The 12,079-nt window shown below is 59.0% G+C and carries 15 protein-coding genes; 5 read left to right on the forward strand and 10 right to left on the reverse strand.

Annotated elements, in window-relative coordinates; genetic code table 11:
* Window positions 1-89 precede the first annotated feature (89 nt).
* Window positions 90-395, reverse strand: coding sequence for a hypothetical protein (locus AC3WTM_RS26315; RefSeq protein ID WP_102668728.1), 306 nt, complete (start codon window positions 393-395; stop codon window positions 90-92).
* A 132-nt stretch (window positions 396-527) separates the two neighbouring features.
* Between AC3WTM_RS26315 and AC3WTM_RS26320 the strand changes: the two genes are divergently transcribed.
* Complete coding sequence (locus AC3WTM_RS26320) at window positions 528-740, forward strand: hypothetical protein (RefSeq protein ID WP_057715541.1); 213 nt, start codon at window positions 528-530, stop codon at window positions 738-740.
* A 33-nt stretch (window positions 741-773) separates the two neighbouring features.
* On the opposite strand, the gene AC3WTM_RS26325 is transcribed toward AC3WTM_RS26320, so the two are convergent.
* From AC3WTM_RS26325 to AC3WTM_RS26360, 8 genes are all read right to left on the reverse strand, one after another.
* On the reverse strand, window positions 774-1,781 hold the full coding sequence (locus tag AC3WTM_RS26325) for a nucleoside hydrolase (RefSeq protein ID WP_102668729.1): 1,008 nt from the start codon (window positions 1,779-1,781) through the stop codon (window positions 774-776).
* A 64-nt stretch (window positions 1,782-1,845) separates the two neighbouring features.
* The gene (gene rbsD, locus AC3WTM_RS26330; RefSeq protein ID WP_102668730.1) at window positions 1,846-2,250 is read right to left on the reverse strand and encodes a D-ribose pyranase; all 405 of its coding nucleotides are present in this window, start codon (window positions 2,248-2,250) and stop codon (window positions 1,846-1,848) included.
* Entirely contained in the window at window positions 2,247-3,164 is a 918-nt protein-coding gene (gene rbsK / locus AC3WTM_RS26335; protein ID WP_102668731.1) for a ribokinase, read from the reverse strand. Before rbsK ends, rbsD begins: the two co-directional genes overlap by 4 nt.
* Window positions 3,165-3,238: 74 nt before the next feature.
* Window positions 3,239-4,258, reverse strand: a complete 1,020-nt coding sequence (locus AC3WTM_RS26340) for a LacI family DNA-binding transcriptional regulator (protein ID WP_102668732.1) — start codon at window positions 4,256-4,258, stop codon at window positions 3,239-3,241.
* A 3-nt stretch (window positions 4,259-4,261) separates the two neighbouring features.
* Window positions 4,262-5,239 carry an ABC transporter permease gene (locus AC3WTM_RS26345; RefSeq protein ID WP_057715545.1) on the reverse strand — a complete coding sequence of 326 codons (978 nt, stop codon included), beginning with the start codon at window positions 5,237-5,239 and terminating at the stop codon, window positions 4,262-4,264.
* Entirely contained in the window at window positions 5,236-6,789 is a 1,554-nt protein-coding gene (locus AC3WTM_RS26350; RefSeq protein ID WP_102668733.1) for a sugar ABC transporter ATP-binding protein, read from the reverse strand. The genes AC3WTM_RS26345 and AC3WTM_RS26350 overlap by 4 nt, the downstream gene beginning before the upstream one ends.
* Window positions 6,790-6,844: 55 nt before the next feature.
* Window positions 6,845-7,801 (reverse strand): sugar ABC transporter substrate-binding protein, encoded by a 957-nt coding sequence (locus tag AC3WTM_RS26355; protein WP_102668734.1) that lies wholly within the window; start codon window positions 7,799-7,801, stop codon window positions 6,845-6,847.
* 193 nt (window positions 7,802-7,994) lie between these two features.
* Window positions 7,995-8,456, reverse strand: coding sequence for a hypothetical protein (locus AC3WTM_RS26360; RefSeq protein ID WP_102668735.1), 462 nt, complete (start codon window positions 8,454-8,456; stop codon window positions 7,995-7,997).
* 352 nt (window positions 8,457-8,808) lie between these two features.
* Here AC3WTM_RS26360 and AC3WTM_RS26365 point away from each other — a divergent pair, with 352 nt between their 5' ends.
* The 3 genes from AC3WTM_RS26365 (at window position 8,809) to AC3WTM_RS26375 (ending at window position 11,045) form a co-directional block, all read left to right on the forward strand.
* Window positions 8,809-9,897, forward strand: coding sequence for an asparaginase (locus AC3WTM_RS26365; RefSeq protein ID WP_102685564.1), 1,089 nt, complete (start codon window positions 8,809-8,811; stop codon window positions 9,895-9,897).
* Window positions 9,898-10,081: 184 nt separating this feature from the next.
* Window positions 10,082-10,351: a DUF1654 domain-containing protein gene (locus AC3WTM_RS26370; protein WP_046041595.1), complete on the forward strand. Its 270-nt coding sequence runs from the start codon at window positions 10,082-10,084 to the stop codon at window positions 10,349-10,351.
* Between the two features lie 4 nt (window positions 10,352-10,355).
* Window positions 10,356-11,045, forward strand: coding sequence for an endonuclease (locus AC3WTM_RS26375; protein ID WP_102668736.1), 690 nt, complete (start codon window positions 10,356-10,358; stop codon window positions 11,043-11,045).
* 84 nt (window positions 11,046-11,129) lie between these two features.
* On the opposite strand, the gene AC3WTM_RS26380 is transcribed toward AC3WTM_RS26375, so the two are convergent.
* Window positions 11,130-11,495: an SPOR domain-containing protein gene (locus AC3WTM_RS26380; protein WP_102668737.1), complete on the reverse strand. Its 366-nt coding sequence runs from the start codon at window positions 11,493-11,495 to the stop codon at window positions 11,130-11,132.
* Between the two features lie 250 nt (window positions 11,496-11,745).
* Here AC3WTM_RS26380 and csrA point away from each other — a divergent pair, with 250 nt between their 5' ends.
* Window positions 11,746-11,937 (forward strand): carbon storage regulator CsrA, encoded by a 192-nt coding sequence (csrA, locus tag AC3WTM_RS26385; RefSeq protein ID WP_007975691.1) that lies wholly within the window; start codon window positions 11,746-11,748, stop codon window positions 11,935-11,937.
* The last annotated feature ends 142 nt before the right edge of the window (window positions 11,938-12,079 follow it).

Below are 12,079 nucleotides of genomic sequence, written 5' to 3' on the forward strand. Positions count from 1 at the left end.
CACCCTGCCCATGATCCGGACGAGCCGCGATTCTGCCTGAGCGTCGCCCTGCCCTTAATCACTGAATCGTGACTGAATATGAACGACGCTCAATAGACGTCGATGTAGTCGTAAGGAGGATTGGGCCAGTTCTCTTTCAAGGCATTGAAGATTTGCATGACCCAGACTTCATCGCTGGCCGCGACCCGCCCGACATAACCGGAGCCCTTGGCCCAGGTTTCGAGCCGGAACAACAACCCGTCGATATCGGTACCGCCCACGACACCCGAGGAGATGTAGGCAATGCCTCCCTTGGTGACCCGCAACTGGGTGTGCTCATCGTCACTGGCGCCGGCCAGCAAATGACGCACCGCCTCGAGGGTCAGGCCATCCGGGGAGTTCAAATCGATCTGCACAGCGCGTTCCTTGAATATTCGTCAGAGACCAAGTGTCGCACAGCCCTCCTTTCATGCCTAAGTCGACGTGTCAAAAGCCCTGCAAAATGGTTAACTCGGCACTCAGACTTCCCCGACCTCTCGAGTGCCATCATGACCACCGTAAGCATCGACGCTGCCATCAAGGCCAAGTGGCAAGACGGCCACAGCTCCTACAGTCCAAGCAGCACGGAAGAGCTCGCCATTATCGGTATCGACCTTCTGGTCAGGGACCTTGGAACCGAAGCCGCCCAATCGTTCATCGAGCAGATTTTCGAGAAACATCTATCGGACCAAAAGACCGAAGCGGTTAGTACGAGGGAGTAAAACCCGCAGGCAAGCACCTGCGGGAGATGATGCTTACTTCAGGCGGGCCAGGCGCTCGGTCAGCAGATCGAAGAAGCCCTGGGCGTCGCCGTTTTCTACCCAGAAGGCGTTCTTTGGCGCTTTCAAGCCGTCATACCAGTCGACGATGGTTTGTCCAAAGGTCGGTCCTTCGCGGCTGTCGACCACCACGTTGACCGAACGACCGCCGAACAACTGCGGCTTGAGCAGATAAGCGACAACCGTGGCGTCATGCACCGGGCCGCCCGGAAGGCCGTAGTGTTCCATGTCGCCCTTGATGTACTCATTGAGAATACTGACTACCAGACGACTGGCGTTGTTGTTCAGCGTGGCAATCTGGTTCAGGCGCGCTTCGCTGGTAAGGATCTTGTGGGTCACATCCAGCGACAGGTAGGTCAGCTTCACGCCACTGTTGAGCACCACTTCGGCCGCTTGCGGATCGGCGAACAGGTTGAACTCGGCCACTGGCGTGATGTTGCCGCCGTTGAAGTGTGCACCACCCATGACCACCACTTCCTTAATGCCCTGAACGATACCCGGCTCCTGGATCAACGCCAGGGCCAGGTTGGTCTGCGGGCCAAGCATGGCGATGGTAATGCTGTGGGGCTCGGCAGATTTCAGGGTATCGATCAGATAAGTGATGGCGCTGCCCTTGGCCACCCCCTTCCTGGGCTCATGCACGTCAATGCCCGACAACCCTTCCTTGCCATGAATGTCCTCGGCATAGATAGGTGTGCGCATCAGGGGGCTGGGCGCCCCCGCATAGACCGGCACCTCTTCGCGCCCCGCCCACTCCCGGGCCAGCCGCGCATTGCGGGAGGTCTTGTCCAGGCGAACGTTGCCGGCAACGGTGGTCAATGCCCGGACATTCAGTTCGTCCGGCGACGCCAGGGCGAACAACAGGGCAACGACGTCGTCAGCTCCCGGATCGGTGTCGATGATCAGGTCGATCTTTGGTGCCGCTTGGGCGTTGGTTGCGGTCGTCAGGGTCAAAAGCAGCAGGTTCCAGAGCAGTGGGTGCAGTTTCCGGGAATAGCGATACGGGGCGCACGCCTTGTGCCAGGGACATCAAAACGCGGACAGCCAGTCAAAACGTAACCCCGGCGACCAGCACAATGTTGCAGTAAGGCTGGCATTCACCTGTACGAACAATCGCCCTGGCTTGTCGGCTCAGGGCCTTGAATTGTTCATGGGTGAGCAACTCACGCCGACCCAACGCGCCTTCGCCATCCAGCGCTTCCAGCGTGACCAGAGCCGACGGCTTTTTATCGAAGATTTCCTGAGCCAGCACATGGCTTTCGACCTGCATCTCACTGAGCACGACCTTCAAGGTGCTGACAAAATCCGGAATGCCATGGGTCAAGGCCAGGTCGATCAATTCAACGCCCGGAGGAACCGGCAGCCCCGCATCCCCGATGATGACCCTGTCGCCATGCCCCAATGATGCGATCAGCCGCGACAGCGCAATGTTGAGCAGTGGTGTCTTTTTCATGGTGTTTTAAACGCCTGCACTTCGCTCAAGAAGGGAATCGAAGGCTGCGCGCCGGCACGGGTGACCGACAGCGCAGCGGCCACCTGTCCGAAGCGGATCGCCTGCGTCTCATCGTTACCGGCGGCCAGTGCCGCAGCGAAACCGCCGACGAACGTATCGCCGGCCGCCGTGGTATCGACAGCCTTCACCACGGGCGCGGGGAAATGTTCGAAGCGTTGGCCATCGGCAAACAGTGAACCTTGCGCACCGAGAGTGATGATCACCTTGCCGGCGCCCAGGGCAATCAGGCGGGTTGCCGCGGCTTGCGCGGTGTCCAGGGAGTCCACTGACAGACCGCTCAGGGCCGACGCTTCGCTTTCGTTGGGAATCAGGTAATCGATGGACGCGTACCAGTCCGATGGCAGCGGACGGCTGGCCGGAGCCGGGTTGAGGATGACTGTCTTGCCCAGCTCGCGACCACGCTTGAGCGCATGGCCAACAGACGCATCGGGCACTTCCAGCTGACAGATGAGCACGTCCGCCGCACGTATCACCGAATCAAAACGGTCAATGGTTTCAGCGGTCAATGCACCGTTGGCGCCGGGGACGATCACGATGGAGTTCTGACTGCTGTCGTCGACCACAATCAACGCCACGCCGCTGGAACCGTCAACGGTGCTCACCGCCCGGCAATCGATCTGCTCGGCCAACAGCGCCCCGCGCAGCGCCTCACCATAAGCGTCATTGCCTACGCAGCCGATCATCGACACCTGCGCTCCCAGCCGCGCCGCAGCCACGGCCTGATTGGCGCCCTTGCCACCGGAGACGGTGGTAAACGATTGACCAATCAGCGTTTCACCGCCCTTGGGCAAGCGCGGGGCCCGGGTCACCAGGTCCATGTTCAAACTGCCAATTACCACTACTTTTGCTGACATACATTGCTACTCATCGATTCTGTTTCGGCGGCGCTTTTGATTCAGCGGCTTTCTGTTTTCAACGGCTTTTTGTTTCAACGGAATTGGGCAAACACGCCGGCCAGCGGCGCCGTCGATTCACGCATGACGATACTCGGCGTCACGATCCGCTGATCGGTCGCCAGACCCGGCGTGGCGATTCGGCGCAAAAGCACTTCGGCAGCCATTTCGCCGAGCTGCAGGATCGATTGCCCGACCGTGGTCAGCGACGGGTAGACATACCGACTCATCTGGATATCGTCGAAGCCGATCACCGACAACTCGCTCGGTACGCGAATGTTGCGCTCGGCGGCGGCCCTCAGCACACCGATGCCGATCATGTCGTTGGCCGCAAAAACGGCGGTAGGCGGATTGCTTTCCAGCAGAATCGCGGCAGCGCTGTAACCGCCGGTGCTGGTGAAATCGCTTTCCAGCATGCGCCCGGGAGAGACTTCGACGCCCGCCTCCTTCAAGGCCCTGCGATAACCCGCCAGACGCATCTGCGCCACAGTGGTGCTTTGCGGCCCGCTGATCGTGGCGATATCCCGGTGCCCCAACTCCAACAGGTGTCGCGTCGCCAGATACGCGCCGTATTCATGGTCGATGCGCACCAGGTCCGCATCGACCCCTTCCAGTCCGCGGTCGACGATCACCATGGGCGTGCGGACGCCTTTCAGGCCTTGTGCCAGGCCACTGTCGCCACCGGCCGAGGCGACGATCAGGCCGTCGATGCGTTTTTCCAGCAGCACACGCAGGTAGCTGCGCTGCTTGTCCGGATTGTCGTCGGAATTGCACAGGATGACGCAGTAACCGTTTCGCTCGCAGTAGTCCTCGATACCCCGGGCCAGTTCGGCGAAATACGGGTTGAGGCTGTTGGGGACCAACAGGCCGATGGTGGCCGTGGTCTTGGCCTTGAGTGAACGGGCCACGGCGCTGGGAACGTAGTCGAGGGTCTTGATCGCCGCCTCGACTTTGATCCGCACCTCTTCACTGACCGGGCGGGTTTTGTTCACCACATGGGAAACCGTGGTGTAGGAAATGCCGGCAAGGGCTGCCACATCTTTGATAGTCGCCATGACTCAGGTCCGCCGGCTTGCGCGTTGACTGCGATAAGTATCCAGCACCACCGCCACCACGATCACCGCACCGGTAATGATGCGTTTGGTCGGTTCGGTTGCCCCGATCTGCGCCAGCCCTGCGGCCAGCACGGAAATAATCAGGACGCCAAAAAACGTGCTGATCACCGAGCCGCGCCCGCCCATCAGGCTGGTCCCGCCGATCACGACGGCCGCGATCACCTGCAATTCAAGGCCGGAGCCGGCATTCGGGTCGGCGGCTTCCAGGCGAGAAATCTGGAACAATGCGGCAACGCCGGCCAGCAACCCCATCAGACTGAAGACCAGGACCTTGTAAGGCTTCGGGTTGATCCCCGCCAGCCGCACAGCCTCTTCGTTGGTGCCGATACCAATCAGGTAGCGACCGAACACCGTGCGGGTCAACACGGCCTGAGCGACGAAAATGATCAGCAACGCAATGATGAACGACGGCGATATGCCAAAGGCAATCGGATTGGACAGCCAGGCGAACGCATCGCCGATGTAGGCCGTACGCGAACCGGTCATCTGGTACGCCACACCGCGAGCCATTTCCAGCACGCCCAGGGACACGATGAATGACGGTATCCGCCACGCCACAGTGATCGAGCCGGTGATGGTACCGGCAAGCGCCGCGACGGCCATGCCCAGCAGCGCCGCCGGCAGCACGCCCCAGCCCCACCCAAGAATCGCCACGCTCACGGTCGAGGCCGCCAGCGCCAGCACCGAGCCTACCGACAGGTCGATGCCACCGATGATCAAAACAAAGGTCATGCCGACCGCCAGCACCATCAGGTCCGGAATCTGGTTGGCCAAGGTGCTGAAAGTATCGTACGACAGGAAGTGACTGCTCAGCACCGAGAACAGCACGATCATCGCCAACAAGGCACCCGCCAGCCCCAGATAGGTGCCCAGGCCGTAGAAGTTGCCACTGCGTTTTCCGGCGTAAGAAGCGGTATTCATGGAAGATCCCTAGGCGCGGCTTCAACGAGCTGCGCATCACGTTTTTGGTAGCCGGCGAAAGCAGCGGCGAGCAACTCATCCTGGGTCCAGCTGTCGCGATCGAAGGTATCGATCAGGCTTCCTGCCGACAGCACGCCGATCCGGTCGCAGATCAGCATCAGCTCGCGCAAGTCGCTGGAGACCACCACCAGCGCCTTGCCCTGGCGGGTCAACTCACCGAGAAGGTTGTAGATATCGAACTTGGCGCCGACGTCGATGCCGCGGGTCGGCTCGTCGAACAGCAACACCGAGCAATCGCGCTCCAGCCAACGGCCGATGACGACTTTCTGCTGATTGCCGCCGGACAACTCGGACACCAGTTGTGCCGGACCGGAACTGCGAATGCGCATGGCGTCGATCTGACGCTGGGCCAAAGCGCGCTCCTTATCGTTGTCGACAAAGCCCGCGCCGGAGATGCCGGGCATGTTGCCCAAGGCGATATTGGCGCCGATCGACTGCGTCAACAAAAGGCCTTCGCCCTTGCGATCTTCAGTGATCAACGCGATGCCATGCCCGACCGCATCCACTGGCGAACGCACATTGATGACCCGCGCCGGCGCCCCCAGGGCAATCGTGCCGCTGTCGGCGATATCCGCACCGAAGATCAGACGCAGCAATTCAGTGCGCCCCGCGCCGATCAAACCGGAAATCCCGAAAATCTCTCCGGCACGGACTTCGAACGACACGTCGCGAACCTTGTCGGACCGGCTCAGGCCCCTGACCGTCAACACCGGAGCGCCGATCTTGCGCGCCCCCATATCGATATGTTCGCCGAGCTCGCGGCCGACCATCAGCGTGACCAGTTGCTCGCTGTTGTAGTTGGCCATCGGCTCGACACAGACCAGGTTGCCGTCGCGCAGCACGGCAATGCGTTGCGCGACCCGCGCCAACTCTTCGAGGCGATGGGAGATGTAGATGATCGATACGCCGCGAGCCTGCAGGCGGGTGATCTGCTCGAACAGCATTTCGACTTCGCGGGCAGTGAGCATCGCGGTCGGCTCGTCGAGAATCAGCACATGACAATCGCCAATCAGGTTGCGCGCGATCTCCACCATTTGCTGGTGGCCGATGCCCAGCTCGCCGACCAGGGTGTCCGGGTCAATGGCGTCTAGCCCGACATGGGCCATGGCCTCGATGGCGGCCTTGCGCAACTGCTTGCGACTGATCCAGCCGCCTTTGCTGGGCAGGTTGTCGAGAAACAGGTTTTCCGCCACCGACAGGGTCGGCAGCAGATTGAGTTCCTGCATGACCATGCGGATACCCAGCGCTTCAGCCTGAGCCCGGCTACCCGGACGATAGTCCTGCCCCTGATACTGCATCTGGCCAGTGGTCGGCGTGACCAACCCGCCAATAATCTTCGAAAGCGTGCTTTTGCCCGCACCGTTCTCACCGGTCAGCGCCAGCACTTCCCCGCGCATGAGCGTCAGGTCGATGCCGGCCAGGACCGGTTGGGCGTAAGTCTTGCCGATACCACTGACCGAAAGGACAGCGTTCGGAGCGCAAACTGACATAAAAACTCTCCATGCGCCCGTCCGGCTGGACGAGCGCCGTTACGTCGCCAGAAGGCTACTTGATGACCAGTTCTACCGGCGTTTCGATCACGCCATTGGCGCCGCCGTCGACCTTCTCGCCCTTGAGAATCTTCAATGCAGTCTCGATGCCGAACACCGCCTGTTTAGCCGCAAACTGGTCTGCCGTGGCCAGAACACGACCATCCTTGAGCATTGGCTGGATGGCGTTGATATTGTCGTAGCCGACCACCTGCACCTTACCGGCCTTGCCCGCGGCGCGCACCGCAGACACGGCACCAACCGCCATGCTGTCGTTGCCGGCCAGCAGGGCCTTGGTTTGCGGGTATTCACTGAGAATCGACGCGGCCACCTTGTTACCCTTGTCGATCTCCCAGTCCCCGGATTGCAGGGACACGACCTTGATCTGCGCCGCCTCCATCGCATCCTTGAAACCTGCGGTTCGCTGCTGGGCATTGGTGGTGGTGGACACACCTTCGATGATGCCGACTTCGTCACCGGCCTTCAGCTGTTTGGCCAGGTAATCCCCCACCAGCCGTGCGCCCTTGCGATTGTCCGGGCCTACGAACGGAACATTGATGTTTTTGCTTTTGACGACGGCGGGGTCCAGCTGATTGTCGATGTTGATCACGGTGATACCGGCATCGATGGCTTTCTTGATCACCGGGACCATGGCCTTGGAGTCTGCCGGCGCAATAACCAGTGCATTGACCTTGGCCAGGATCATCTGCTCGACGATACGCGTCTGGCCTGCGGTGTCGGTTTCATCCTTGATGCCGTTGGAGATGAGGTCGAATTCGCTGGAGTGATCTTTCTGGTAGGCCTTGGCACCGTCCTCCATTGTCAGGAAGAACTCGTTGGCCAGGGATTTCATGACCAGCGCGACTTTCGGCTTTTCAGTGGTTTCAGCAAAAGCCGAAGAGACAGGCAATGCAGCGGATGCAGCAGCCAACATAGCGACAGCGAGAAGACGTCCAGCGAATGGCAGCTTCATGAGTTCACTCCGATCTTATGATTATTGTGAGCAACGCTTGCGCTGGCGTAAGCTTCACGGCCCGCAGTGATAAAAAGCCATCATTGGAGCCGCGCAAACGTTTGCGTAAACCAAACTATGCGAACCCTGCCGAATTTTGTCAACGACCTGAAAAGTGCTGTCACAGATGCTTGGCGAAAAAACGGCATTCAACTCATGCCGTGGTGTTGACCACCGATCCCGTGCCGGAACCCTTGGCCAGCTCCTTGATCAGGCTCGCACTCACTTGCAGGATGGCGCCGTTGGTGTCGGCCACCTGCCCCTGAATGGCCGCTACTGCGGTGGTCTTGGCTTCCGGCGTCGGATAGCTCGCCGCCTGGGCTTGTGCCAGTTGCTGCTGTTGCTCGCGCAATTGCTGCTGCAGTTCCTTCAGACGCTTGAGCAAGACCTTCACTGCAACGCTGGTGTTATCGCTGGTTCCCGATTCGGCCTGTGCGCCGGCACTCTCCCCCAGACCTAGCGGGCCCGTCTTGACCTGGGTGCCGTCGCTTTTCTTTACACCGAGCGCTTCAGCCGCCGCATCAGCTGCTGCGTCGCTCAAGGCACGAAGGGTCGTGGCCGATTTTCCACCGATGGTGATGCTGGCGGCATTGGGAATACCAACAGATAACGACATGTGAACTCCTGAAGAAAAAGATCCCTTGAAGGAGCATCGACCGGCGCGGGCGTTTCTTTAGTCGTTAGAGATGATTTGACCCGTTGAAACCTTAAACAGAACCGCGATCCGTTTCGGAGAGCCGAACACGAAAGTTAAACATGTTCGGCATTCCGGACGCCCCGACCTCGAAGTCGCTTCGGACACAAACAGTAATACCGTTACAAATCATTAACTTAGGTGTGTTTTTTGATTCAGCGTATTACTGGTACAGATCCTGCTTTTCCCCTCGCACCCCCGGCGTTCAGATTCGCCCGGGGCGTATCTAGATGAACCTGCATCTGCACCGTCTCACAACTAGAAGAGAAAAATAATGACATCTGCACTCAAGACCTTTGTTCCGGGCGCCTTGGCCCTGCTGCTGCTCCTGCCCACCGCCCTTCAGGCCAAAGAAGCCGAAACCCAACAGAAACTGGCCAACGTGGTGATCCTGGCCACCGGCGGCACCATTGCCGGCGCTGGCGCCAGCGCCGCCAACAGCGCAACCTATCAAGCGGCGAAAGTCGGCATTGAACAGTTGATCGCCGGCGTTCCTGAACTGAGCCAACTGGCTAACGTTCGCGGCGAACAGGTCATGCAAATCGCCTCCGAAAGCATCACCAACGAAAACCTGCTGCAACTGGGTCGCCGCGTAGCCGAGCTGGCCGACAGCAAAGACGTCGATGGCATCGTGATCACCCACGGCACCGACACCCTGGAAGAAACGGCGTACTTCCTCAACCTGGTGGAAAAAACCGAGAAGCCGATCATCGTCGTAGGTTCCATGCGCCCAGGCACCGCGATGTCCGCCGATGGCATGCTGAACCTGTACAACGCGGTGGCCGTGGCCAGCAGCAAAGACGCGCGAGGCAAAGGTGTACTGGTGACCATGAATGATGAAATCCAGTCGGGTCGCGATGTCAGCAAAATGATCAACATCAAGACCGAAGCGTTTAAAAGCGCCTGGGGTCCACTAGGTATGGTGGTAGAAGGCAAATCCTACTGGTTCCGCTTGCCAGCCAAGCGACACACCATGGACTCGGAATTCGACATCAAGTCCATCAAGAGCCTGCCTGACGTCGAAATCGCCTACTCCTACGGCAACGTCAGCGATACCGCCTACAAGGCCCTGGCTCAATCAGGCGCCAAAGCCATCATCCACGCTGGCACCGGCAATGGCTCGGTATCGTCGCGGGTGGTCCCGACCCTGCAAGCCCTGCGCAAGGACGGCGTGCAGATCATTCGATCCTCCCATGTCAACGCCGGTGGCTTTGTATTGCGCAACGCCGAACAGCCTGACGATAAATACGACTGGGTCGTGGCCCACGACCTGAACCCGCAGAAGGCCCGGATCCTGGCGATGGTCGCGCTGACCAAGACCAACGACAGCAAAGAACTGCAACGGATGTTCTGGGAATACTGATACGCCCTCGCCCGACCGAGTCCGGTTGGGCACCCCCCGTGCGCCATTCGCCAGCCTTGGCGAGTGGCTGCCGCTGGGTCCTACAAAAAAATCCCCTTCGCCTTACGCCAAACGGAACAAATCGCTGTCAGAGGATTTTCTTGGTTTTTAAGCAGTTGCGAAATGGCCTACAGTTAAATACTGTATGCACGTACAGCTTAATAAGGATAATTCCGTGGACACCACCTCAGCCTCTCCTGACACCTATGTACGCATGGGCCTGCGCGTTCAGAAAATCATCAACTCCCCCACCGCACAAAAAGCCAGGGCAGCGTTGATCTTCCGCCTTCCCGACGAGCCGGTGGATGAATGGGAACGCTTACTGGAAGAAATAGACGAAAACGACAACGTCACCCTCGCCTATCGCGACGATGGCGGTGTGCAGATTTTCTGGGTTGTGCCGAAGGAAGATTGAGTCAATGAGTGTTCGCTGGTTTGCTTTGCTGTTTCTGTTTTTTGTCATGGGGGCGCAAGCCGACGCGCCGCGCACTTTTACCGAAGCGAAAAAGGTCGCCTGGAAACTCTACGCACCCCAGTCCACCGAGTTTTACTGTGGCTGCAAGTACACCGGCAACCGGGTGAACCTTGCAGCATGCGGTTATGTGCCACGTAAAAATGCCAAGCGCGCATCCCGCATCGAGTGGGAGCATATAGTTCCGGCCTGGCAAATCGGCCATCAACGCCAGTGCTGGCAAGAGGGCGGTCGCAAGAACTGCACCCGCTACGACCCGGTTTACCAGAAGGCCGAGGCTGATTTGCACAACCTGGTGCCCAGCATTGGCGAGGTCAATGGCGATCGCAGCAACTTCAGCTTTGGCTGGCTGCCCGAGCAGTCGGGGCAATATGGTTCCTGCCTGACCCAGGTCGACTTCAAGGCCAAGAAAGTCATGCCCCGTCCTTCCATTCGCGGCATGATCGCCCGGACCTACTTCTACATGAGCAAGCAATATGGCTTGCGTCTGTCGAAACAGGATCGACAATTGTACGAAGCCTGGGACAAGACCTATCCGGTACAGACCTGGGAACGCCAACGCAATCAGAGCGTGGGGTGCGTCATGGGGCGCGGCAACGAGTTCGTAGGCCCGGTAGACATGAAGGCCTGCGGCTGAATCCAGGACGGGACACTGAAACAAAAAAGGCCGCGGCGCTAAACGCCCGAGGCCTTTTTTTGTTTCTGCAACGTCTGCGCTACGTTATTGAGCGGCTGGACGCTCAAGCACCAGCAATTCGATGTTCTGTTTCTTCGAGCGAGTGAGCGCAGCACGAACTTCATCCTGTTTGGCTTCGGCTTCGGCTTTCGAGCTGAATGGTCCCACCAGGATTCGGGTATTGCCATTTTCCTTGACGACACTGGACATGAAACTGTGCTCGATCAGCCAGCCACTCAGGTCACTGACCGCCTGAGGGGTTTCACCTCGCACTTCAAGATCCCATTGCGGACCGGACACCGGCGCGGGTACGGCAGCCATGGCCGGCTTGGGCTTCGGCGCATCCACACGGTTGCCCTCGCCACATCCCGCCAGTGCCAATATCGCGATGATCAAAACCATTTTGCGCACGACGCTTCCCTCCAAATGCATAAAGCGGCGATTTTAACACCCATGAATACTTCACGAGTGCCGTAAAATGGGCTCAAAACAACGAGATTGATGATTGCGGCCTCTGTATAGTTACGCCTTGGGAATTAATGCCGCATCTGCGCGTCAGAAAGAGGCACCCAAATCACGAGACTTCGCACTAATCTATACATAACACCGACCTCTGCACTGTCCGAATCAGGTGCCCCACAAAGCAATCAAGGAGAAGACCATGCTGATACTCACCCGCAAAGTCGGTGAAAGCATAAACATTGGTGATGACATTACGATCACCATCCTGGGCGTAAGCGGCCAGCAAGTCAGGATCGGCATCAACGCTCCGAAGGACGTTGCAGTACATCGTGAAGAAATTTACCAGCGCATTCAGGCCGGCCTGACTGCCCCGGAAAAGCCGCAATCCTGAATCCTGTTGCAGTCAGTAGCCAGCCCGTTCGGTCCGGAATCACGGCTGGCTAAAGATTCAGCACCCCATCGCCCTGTGCTTTCGTCCCCACACAACCCCCTGGGGCCGATACTAGCGGCAAGCTCCATCCTTTTGCTGTCAG

This window comes from Pseudomonas sp. EU05-FHT14B02 (genome assembly GCF_058791055.1).

Excerpts from the sequence above, each read along its gene's own strand:
- AC3WTM_RS26320 (WP_057715541.1), top strand. The coding sequence starts at position 528 with ATGACCACCGTAAGCATCGACGCTGCCATCAAGGCCAAGTGGCAAGAC.
- rbsD (WP_102668730.1), bottom strand. The coding sequence starts at position 2,250 with ATGAAAAAGACACCACTGCTCAACATTGCGCTGTCGCGGCTGATCGCA.
- rbsK (WP_102668731.1), bottom strand. The coding sequence starts at position 3,164 with ATGTCAGCAAAAGTAGTGGTAATTGGCAGTTTGAACATGGACCTGGTG.
- AC3WTM_RS26340 (WP_102668732.1), bottom strand. The coding sequence starts at position 4,258 with ATGGCGACTATCAAAGATGTGGCAGCCCTTGCCGGCATTTCCTACACC.
- AC3WTM_RS26345 (WP_057715545.1), bottom strand. The coding sequence starts at position 5,239 with ATGAATACCGCTTCTTACGCCGGAAAACGCAGTGGCAACTTCTACGGC.
- AC3WTM_RS26350 (WP_102668733.1), bottom strand. The coding sequence starts at position 6,789 with ATGTCAGTTTGCGCTCCGAACGCTGTCCTTTCGGTCAGTGGTATCGGC.
- AC3WTM_RS26355 (WP_102668734.1), bottom strand. The coding sequence starts at position 7,801 with ATGAAGCTGCCATTCGCTGGACGTCTTCTCGCTGTCGCTATGTTGGCT.
- AC3WTM_RS26360 (WP_102668735.1), bottom strand. The coding sequence starts at position 8,456 with ATGTCGTTATCTGTTGGTATTCCCAATGCCGCCAGCATCACCATCGGT.
- AC3WTM_RS26365 (WP_102685564.1), top strand. The coding sequence starts at position 8,809 with ATGACATCTGCACTCAAGACCTTTGTTCCGGGCGCCTTGGCCCTGCTG.
- AC3WTM_RS26370 (WP_046041595.1), top strand. The coding sequence starts at position 10,082 with ATGCACGTACAGCTTAATAAGGATAATTCCGTGGACACCACCTCAGCC.
- AC3WTM_RS26375 (WP_102668736.1), top strand. The coding sequence starts at position 10,356 with ATGAGTGTTCGCTGGTTTGCTTTGCTGTTTCTGTTTTTTGTCATGGGG.
- csrA (WP_007975691.1), top strand. The coding sequence starts at position 11,746 with ATGCTGATACTCACCCGCAAAGTCGGTGAAAGCATAAACATTGGTGAT.